The following is a 6,217-nucleotide window of genomic DNA, read 5'->3' on the forward strand; positions in this document are numbered from 1 at the left end:
CTCCGGGGGGTCGCCCCCCGGAAAGACACGGCGGGCCAAGGCGAAGATGAGCAACGCTCATCGAGCAGCCTGACCCGCCTCGAGCTCCCGCGATTGGACTCGAAGCATCTTTGTCGGCATCCCACCTGGTAGCAGCGTCGTCCATGCCGCACGTTGACAGTCCCCGAAGGTCCGCACAGGTCCGTGCTCGGTTGCACCGATCGTCAGGCAGTTCGTCAGGCATGCCAACTCCCCCAGACGGGGACCGCCGGGGACAGTTGCCCCACGAGTATCGCGTCACGCCAGACGCAGAGAAGCCCTGGTCATCCTAGCGATGACCAGGGCTTTTTTCGTTTCTAGCACTGATCGCAGGCTACAAAGGAGGCTGGACCGTCGGAGGGCGGTGGGAGAGACTCATCACATGGCCAAGCTGACCATGACACCACGCCGATGGGACGAACTCACTGCGCTCCTGAAGGACGAGCACAGGCTCCGCTCCCAATACCCCAAGGTGGCCGAGTATCTGGACATGGCGGGAGAGCTGGCAGGCACCGGCGATGCCCAAGCCGACGCGCAGTTCGATTTGCGTTTCGTGCACTACATGACCGGCGGGAACACTGTGAGCGCAAACCCGTACTGGGACATCGTTGAACCGTTCGTGACCGAGACAGACGGCAAGCGCGTAGTGAATGGTGGCAGGCCGAACGGAAGTGCGCGGCTCGCCTACGCACAGATGCACTTGCAGGCCAGCTATGCGTACGCCATACCCGCCCCGCAAACCATTGAATGGATGGCGGGTTTTTGCGGGGACCTTCCGATCACGGAAGTCGGAGCCGGGCGGGGCTATTGGGCAGCGCAGCTGACTTATGCCGGGCTAACCGTTGATGCGTACGATTCAGATCCGCCAGACAGGACCAAGAACACTTCCTTTCCTGGAGCGGTCGGCCAGGCGGACGTCTGGCACCCCGTCAAAGATCTGTCCGAGTTCGAAACCCGCGCGAGGCCAGCGGATTCCGTGCTTTTTCTGTGCTGGCCACCTGGCTGGGGAGACAGGATGTCGTCTGATGTGTTGACGTCGTTCGAAGAGGCCGGGGGCGAGCGACTTGTCTACATCGGAGAGCCCAGGGGCGGCAAGACAGCTAACAATGCCTTCTTCGACGCCTTGTCCGCCCGATGGAAACTAGATTCCACAGATCCACGCTTTGTTTCATGGTGGACAGATGCGGACACGGCACAGGGCTGGGTTCGAATCTGAGTCCACACACCAAAAAAAGGGGGGCGCCGGTCTGGTCGGCGCCCCCCTTTTACATGCCTCTATTTGAGAGTCATGCGGAACACGAATGCGTCGTAGCGGTCACGGGGATACGAGATGTCGGAGATCATGATGACTCGGTCATCAGCGGAGAGGAACCGCTGGTGTACCGTTTTGACGAGATCGCCGGGCGTTGTCTGTAGCCATTCAGCATGGGCGACCGTCGGTAGTTGATCGGAGATTGCCTCCTCCAGAAAGGCGGCCTCCGAGATGTCTGTGACGTCCAGCGGATGGTAGGTGTCCGAGATCGAGATTGGTCGCCCATTCTCGGCCGCTCGGGTGATGACGTGGTTGATTTCCTGCCCCACCGGGATCCCGAGTGCCTCCGCAAGCTCCGCCGTGGCGGGAGCCTGCTGGACTTCGCGGTCTACTCGGATCTGTTGATCCGATTCGTTCTGAAACGACTGCTCCGCCGTCTCCATCTGGCGTTCGGGGGACACGCGAACGAGGTTCGGGCGGTCGGCGACGAAGACGCCTCGCCGCCGCACGGATCGAACGAGCCCCTGACTCTGGAGGAGTTCGAGGGCCTTCCGAACCACGATGTCCGACACGGCGTTCTGCTGGGCGATCTCGGCGTAGCTCGGTAGTTGCGTGCCGGGCGGGAGCACCCCGCTGCGGATGCGTCGGGCGTACTCGCCCGCGATGCGGACGTAGGCCGGTTCTGTCACTGCACGATCAACCCCTCCTGTCTCGATGGCACCTTCACCAGCGTATACGCACCATCGTATACCTAGGGGTTGTGCGTATACGAAGCTACGTATACGCTGCTTCCCAGTGGCTCGCTCCGTCCGGAGGAGTCACTGGCAGTACGCAGAAGTCTCCAACTGAACAAGGCATCGGTGGTCTCGCCCTCGTGTGTACGGGTTGACCAAAGTCCCTGGACCGGCGCGGTTACGCGATGCCGAACGAACGTCTGTGGCGCTTGCGCTGCCCGCCCCGCGCGGTCGGGTTCCGGTCTTCGGATCGGGGCCGTCCGTGCGGGGCGGAGAACGCAAGGACTCAGGTTCCCGACCTCGGAGGGTTCGTCTCGATGTACTCCAACGGCCGCCCGGTCATCCGTCTGTCGTCTCTGCCGCCGAACTTGGTCAGCATGTCCGACCGGGGCGGTTGCACCCTGGTTGGTTGCCCGGACTGCGGTGCCTGGCGCTCGGTGAAGCGCAGCATGATCACGCCGCATCGCGGCCCCGACGTTCCAGGCGCCGACGCGTGGCCCAACGAGTTCCGCCCGCCGGCGCCGTGGTGTCCGGGCAGTGGCCAGAAGGTCAGGGTCGATCTGACCTTTGAGGAGTGGCGGGCCCGGCTGGAGGAGGGCTGCCGGCAGAGCGGCCAGCGTCGCCGGACGCGCGTGATGCCGCGCCCGAAGCCGCCCGTTGCGCGGGCCGTGGTCCAGATCGCTGCCCGCTGATTCTCCCGACTTGTTGCGCCCCGGCCGGGTTCAGGCCGGGGCGCTTCTGCTTTGTCCGATTCGACCGACCGAAAGGGAGTGATCGACAGGTGATGTTCCGATTCCATGACGCCTATGACCGTGACCGCGCCTCCGATGGGGTGAGCCGGTACGGCGTCTACCTTCGCCAGCACGCTGACCGGTTCGACTGGGAAGAGCCGGTGACCACCGACCCGGCGCTGTTCGCCCGAGCCGCCTGGGAGGTCGCCACCTCGCCGATCATGTCGCCGCCGTACGTGGACTGGACGGCCGAACGGCTCCAGTCGGTGGCCTTCACCACCAGCGAGCACGACGGTTCGCTGATCGCCCGGGTTCAGGTCGCGGTCCCGCGCCCGGTCGCGCTGGCCGGCGTGCGGGGGTTCGGCGACTGGGATCGCTGGAATGGCGGCTACCACGAGCCCTATGACGACGCGGTGGCCCGGTGCCCGGCGATGCTGACCAGCACCCTGCTGCTGTTCACGATCGACACCGGTGACTTGTGGCGCCCGCTGCGCGTCCCTGACCTGGACGTCCGCGACGCAAAGCGGGCGGTCAAGCGGCTGGCCGCGGCCCTGGATGCGCGACTGTCGCCGGTCGTGCGGGCGCTGGACACCGCCCCGGCCGGGGCCGCCCGGTGACGGCCCCCCGTGCCCGGCTGGTCAAGGTGCGGCTGTCCGGCGACGCCGCCGACGTGGCGGCATTGGCCGAGCTGCTGGCCGAGCTGCCCGGCGACCGGTGCGCGGTCGGTGAGGTCTCTGTCCCCTACCCGAACCGGCGCGGCAGCGGCGAGCGCCGTTACCTCGACGTCGTGTTGACCGGCCCTGCCGACGGCTAGGGCCCCACGAAGTTCCCCGAGACCCGGGACGCCTCCACCGCCAAGCAGCGGCGTCCCGGGCACCTCCCAACAGGAAGGAAGTCCCAACGATGGCCGACAACCCCACCAAGGGCAAGTCCTCGACGTGGCCGCACGGTGAGCCCAAGAGCGTCCGCGACGCCTACGACGCCAAGACCGGAAAGAAGAAGTGATCGCCGTGAGCACCTGGAACGAGTGCCCCACGTGCGGCACGGCCTACGACACCCCCGCCGATGCAGCCCGGTGCTGCAAGCGCTGACGTTGCGTCCGGGTGGCCCGGGTTTCTGCCCGGGCCACCTCACGGAACGGCAGAGCCTTGGAGGGCCTGCTCCCGCCCGTTTTAGCTCCTCCAGATGATTCGGCCCCGGTCGCCCTTCCCCTGGTAATGGGGGCGGGCGGCCGGGGCCGCTTGGTTGCCTGGAAAAGAAAGGTTCCGATGTCGATTTCCTATGCCCGGCCCCGTCCCCGTACCAAGCGGTGTCATGGCTGCCCCGACTGCCGCCGTTGACGCGCAGTCCCGTCCGGCGTCCGCGTTCTACGTCTCGGTGCGCACCAGTGCGCGGATGGCCGAATCGGCGCTGGTGCTGGGCCCGTTCACCGACCGCGACACCGCGCACGCCCATGTGCGGCTGGTGCGCTCGTTCGTGGCGGCCGGGCACCGGGGCGGGGAGTGGTGGCGGTTCTCTGTCGCCCGGGTGACCGCTCGGGCGGGTCAGGCGCTGCCGGCGGGGACTCTGAACGCCCTCATTCCGGCGGCCTGTGACGGGCTGGCCGCCTGACCGGTAGCTGACCCCGAGTCCGGGCGGCCCCGCCCCGCTGCGACAGATGTTCGCGCGGTTGCGGGGCCGTCTCACCCGGTGCCAGACGCCCGGATCTTTCGTCATCCGATCCCCCGCGACGCGGGAGAAGGGAGCGCTGTGCGCGATGACGAACCCGATGACGATGACGATGCCGGTCGCGGTGACCGGCACGCACCCCGTCCCGGCCGCGTTCACCAACTCGACCGGCGCCGCGCCCGACGGCCGGGAGCGCGGGTGTTCCAACTGCGGAAGCGTCCGCAGCGTGCGGGTGCTGCCCGACGGGCGCCACCGCTGCGACTGCGGGCACCGCTGGACCCCCACGGCCGCGCGCACGGTCCGGCCCTCGACCGGGCATCGCGCCGATGGCCCGGCGTAGCTCCGCGCGGTTCTGGGATCCGCGTGGGGACCGGTACGGCATCCCGACCTACCCGTGGCGGCTGGCGCCGCCGCACCTGGCCACCCGCCGCCAGCTCGCCGCCGCCGGGCTCCGCCCCGGCGGTCAGGACGTGGTGGCTCAGGTGCTGTGGCACCGGTGGCGCGGGCTCGGCGTGGCCTACCTGTACGACCGGCGGCTTGCGCTGCCCAAACGCGTCCCGACCGCCGCGCAGCGCGCCGCGCTGGCCAAAGCGCTGGCCGCGCGGCGGACCTGCCCGCGGTGCCGCACCGATGTCGGTTACGTGCTGCGCCGGCGGCTGGGCTGCTGCCTGGCCTGCGCCGACGACTGGGAACGCGACGCCGCCTGACCGCTCCCGCACGGGCCGCGGCCCGCGAACAGGCGTCGAACGCGGCCGTGCCCGACGCGTCGCACTGAGCTGGCCGCGACGCGTCGCGTAGGTCCGGCGCAACGCAACGGCTCGCCGTTGCGCGACCACCTCACCCGCTGCTCTGTCTGCTGGCCCGCCGCCCCGGCGGGCCCTTTCTCGCTGTCTCCGATTCGACAAGGACGTTTGCCATGAGCGTTGACCTGACCACCCACACCGAGCGTGTGCTGGCCGCAGCCCGGATTCTGGCCGCCGGCGGCTGCGTGAGCACCATCGCGGCCCGTCTGCACGTGTCCGGCAACGCCGCCCGCAACATCGCCCGCCGCGCCCGTGATCTCGGTGACCCCGGCGACCTGTGGGCCGCCTGACCTGGCACGAAGAACGAACCCGACCAATCCCCCAAGGACCCCAGATGCCCCTGATCTCCCAGATGCCGCTGGACATCCCGGCGAACCTGATCACCCGCGCCTACAAGACGCCGTGCTTCGAGCTGCGGTACAGCAGCGGCGCGGCGGTGGACACCGGTGACTGCATCCCCCACTACGACACTGCCGCCGCCGCCCGCGCCGACGCCGCCGACTTCACCTCTCCCGACCGGGACGTCCCGACCCCGCACCCCCGCAGGCAGGCGTGCGTGACGATCGGCTGCAACTGCTGCGGTGCCCTGCTCGACGAAGACGACGGCTATGTCACGCACTTCCCCGACGTGGACGTGGCACTCGACTACGCCCGCAACGCGTCGTGGCTGATCACCGACGACGGCGCGTGGTGTGACTCGTGTGTGGGACTGGACCCCTCACAGCACCGCCCGGTGTGGCGCCCGATCCCAGGATGCAAGCACACCGGCTGACCGCCTTCACCCGGCCCGCGCGGCCGATCCCCCCGACGTGCTGCTGACGCTCTGCCTCGCTCCGGAACTTCCGTGTCCGGGGCGAGACAGGACGCCAGACCTTCCCCGGCGTGACCGAAGGTCGCCGTTCTGTGCCCCGCGCCTCATCCCTTGTTCCCGCTCGTTCCCCGAAGGAGCCGCGATGTCTCGTCCCCTGACCTCCCCCACCTCCCCTGCCTCTTATACACATCTGACGCTGC

The 6,217-nt window shown here is 68.4% G+C and carries 10 protein-coding genes; 9 read left to right on the forward strand and 1 reads right to left on the reverse strand.

The genetic code is table 11. From position 1 onward, the window contains the following. Window positions 1-400 precede the first annotated feature (400 nt). Window positions 401-1,234: a hypothetical protein gene (locus ETD96_RS39540; RefSeq protein ID WP_138641610.1), complete on the forward strand. Its 834-nt coding sequence runs from the start codon at window positions 401-403 to the stop codon at window positions 1,232-1,234. A gap of 59 nt (window positions 1,235-1,293) precedes the next feature. On the opposite strand, the gene ETD96_RS39545 is transcribed toward ETD96_RS39540, so the two are convergent. Continuing rightward, the gene (locus ETD96_RS39545) at window positions 1,294-1,959 is read right to left on the reverse strand and encodes a GntR family transcriptional regulator (protein ID WP_138641611.1); all 666 of its coding nucleotides are present in this window, start codon (window positions 1,957-1,959) and stop codon (window positions 1,294-1,296) included. Window positions 1,960-2,321: 362 nt separating this feature from the next. Here ETD96_RS39545 and ETD96_RS39550 point away from each other — a divergent pair, with 362 nt between their 5' ends. The 8 genes from ETD96_RS39550 to ETD96_RS39580 all read left to right on the forward strand — a co-directional run bounded on the left by ETD96_RS39550 (window position 2,322) and on the right by ETD96_RS39580 (window position 5,978). Beyond that, entirely contained in the window at window positions 2,322-2,696 is a 375-nt protein-coding gene (locus tag ETD96_RS39550; RefSeq protein WP_138641612.1) for a hypothetical protein, read from the forward strand. A 92-nt stretch (window positions 2,697-2,788) separates the two neighbouring features. After that, entirely contained in the window at window positions 2,789-3,352 is a 564-nt protein-coding gene (locus ETD96_RS39555; RefSeq protein WP_138641613.1) for a hypothetical protein, read from the forward strand. Continuing rightward, a complete protein-coding gene (locus ETD96_RS39560; protein ID WP_138641614.1) occupies window positions 3,349-3,549 on the forward strand; it encodes a hypothetical protein in 201 nt (66 codons plus the stop codon). Before ETD96_RS39555 ends, ETD96_RS39560 begins: the two co-directional genes overlap by 4 nt. A gap of 500 nt (window positions 3,550-4,049) precedes the next feature. Further along, window positions 4,050-4,346, forward strand: a complete 297-nt coding sequence (locus ETD96_RS39565) for a hypothetical protein (protein ID WP_138641615.1) — start codon at window positions 4,050-4,052, stop codon at window positions 4,344-4,346. A 145-nt stretch (window positions 4,347-4,491) separates the two neighbouring features. After that, a complete protein-coding gene (locus ETD96_RS39570) occupies window positions 4,492-4,743 on the forward strand; it encodes a hypothetical protein (RefSeq protein WP_138641616.1) in 252 nt (83 codons plus the stop codon). Further along, window positions 4,730-5,110 (forward strand): RRQRL motif-containing zinc-binding protein, encoded by a 381-nt coding sequence (locus ETD96_RS39575; RefSeq protein WP_138641617.1) that lies wholly within the window; start codon window positions 4,730-4,732, stop codon window positions 5,108-5,110. Before ETD96_RS39570 ends, ETD96_RS39575 begins: the two co-directional genes overlap by 14 nt. Window positions 5,111-5,319: 209 nt before the next feature. Then, on the forward strand, window positions 5,320-5,496 hold the full coding sequence (locus tag ETD96_RS45400; RefSeq protein ID WP_171069460.1) for a hypothetical protein: 177 nt from the start codon (window positions 5,320-5,322) through the stop codon (window positions 5,494-5,496). 44 nt (window positions 5,497-5,540) lie between these two features. After that, the gene (locus ETD96_RS39580; RefSeq protein WP_138641618.1) at window positions 5,541-5,978 is read left to right on the forward strand and encodes a hypothetical protein; all 438 of its coding nucleotides are present in this window, start codon (window positions 5,541-5,543) and stop codon (window positions 5,976-5,978) included. Window positions 5,979-6,217 lie beyond the last annotated feature (239 nt).

This window comes from Actinomadura geliboluensis, assembly GCF_005889745.1.
GTDB lineage: Bacteria > Actinomycetota > Actinomycetes > Streptosporangiales > Streptosporangiaceae > Spirillospora > Spirillospora geliboluensis.